General features: G+C 75.0%; 1 protein-coding gene and 1 pseudogene. Both read left to right on the forward strand.

Annotated elements, in window-relative coordinates; genetic code table 11:
* Positions 1–773 (forward strand): annotated as a pseudogene (locus tag ACFV0G_RS38950) (recombinase RecQ); the annotation flags it as partial.
* 384 nt (positions 774–1,157) lie between these two features.
* Positions 1,158–1,784, forward strand: a complete 627-nt coding sequence (locus ACFV0G_RS38955) for a hypothetical protein (protein WP_380558524.1) — start codon at positions 1,158–1,160, stop codon at positions 1,782–1,784.
* Positions 1,785–1,794: the final 10 nt, after the last annotated feature.

The raw sequence follows: 1,794 nt of genomic DNA on the forward strand, positions 1-1,794 counted from the left end.
AGTTCCTGCGCCGCCAGCTGGACGACCCCGAGGCGGCGCCGTGCGGGCGCTGCGACACCTGCGCAGGCCCGCGGCACGACCCCGAGGTCTCGGCGGACGCGCTGGCCGCGGCACGTGCGGCACTCGGCCGGCCCGGCGTCTCGTTCGAGCCGCGGCGGCTCTGGCCGACCGGGATGGAGGCGATCGGCGTATCGCTCAAGGGCAGGATCCCGGCGGGCGAACAGGCCGAGACCGGGCGGGCACTCGGTCGGCTCTCCGACATCGGCTGGGGCACCCGGCTGCGGGCGCTGCTGGCCGAGTCCGCGCCGGACGGCCCGGTGCCGGCCGACGTGGTCGACGCGCTGGTCGGGGTACTGGCGGACTGGGCGCGCGGCCCGGGCGGCTGGGCCGGGCCGGAGGCCGAGGACGGCAGCCGGCTCGCACGGCCGGCCGGAGTGGTGACGCTGGCGTCCGCCACACGTCCGGCGCTGGTGGAGACTCTGGGCGCGCGGATCGCCGAGATCGGCCGGCTGCCGCTGCTGGGTCGGGTGGAGTACGCGGCGGGCCGTCCGCCGCACGGGCCGCGCAGCAACAGCGCCCAACGGCTCCACTCACTCGCCGAGGTGCTGGTCGTTCCCGAAGCCCTGCGAACGGCGCTGGCCGAAGCCCCCGGCCCGGTCCTGCTGGTCGACGACCTGGTCGACTCAGGGTGGACGGTGACGGTCGCGGCTCGGCTGCTGCGGCGGGCCGGGGCGGGCCCGGTGCTTCCGCTGGTGCTGGCGGTCCAGGCCTGACATCCCAGGCACACCCCCGACAGGCTCCCCTCCGGCAGGCTCCCCAGGGGCTCCGCACGGGACCACACCTCCGGGAGCACACCCCGTGCACGCGTCCGGGCACACCCCCGGCACGCGTCCGGCACCGGCGGGATTCGCAGTGGACACGGCCGGGCCATCCATCCGACACTCCGAGGCCACCTGCGGGTCAGCCGAACAGCCCTACCGGGTCGGTGGAATATATCCGGCAGTCCACTGATTTCGGGCGGCAACCGCATTTTCGTCATTGCCGCTCGGGCGGGAATGACGGGAGAATCGGGAGGTACCCGCCGCCTTGGTCGATCGACCGGGTGTTCGGCGTACCCACGTCACCGTCATGCGCACCGGCGGGCCGGAAGGAGGATCGTGATCAACCGCAACGACCACGGTCAGGACCTTGCCGGGACCAGACGGAGCATCGACCCGGAGGGCTGGGCCGAGGCCGACGTACCGCTGCTGCGCACACCCGGGGACTTCGTGCGCGAGCTGCACCAGCGCCACCTCCCGCAGCCCGGCACCACGGTGGTCGCGGTCCTGGACGCGGAGCAGCGGCTGGTGGCCTCCGCCTCCTTCGGCGTCCGCCCGCACATCACCGACGGCTGGCAGCACCGGAACAGCATCCTCGCCCACCTGCGGCTGGTGATCCCGCACGATCTGCGACTCGCGGCGCCGGTCCGCACTGCGGTGCTGCTGCGCTGCCGCGAGGGCACTCCGGAGTGGACGGAGCAGGACGGCGCCTGGATGTGGGGGCTGCAGGACGCCGCAGCCCTGCACGGACTGCGCTGCGGCCCGTACCTCACCCTGACACCGGCGGGCTGGCACTCGCTCGGGGACGGCCGGCGCGGCCGTACGCCGCACTCGGGATCGTGGGCCGACGGGCCGGTGCACACGGTCACGGAGCTGCCGCCACCGGGCGAGCGGGTTCCTCCGCGGGTACGCCAGAACGCCCCGGTGGCATCGCTGGACACCGTCCGCCGCGCGGCCGCCCGCTGAGAGCGGGCGG

The organism is Kitasatospora sp. NPDC059571, assembly GCF_042735675.1.
GTDB lineage: Bacteria > Actinomycetota > Actinomycetes > Streptomycetales > Streptomycetaceae > Kitasatospora.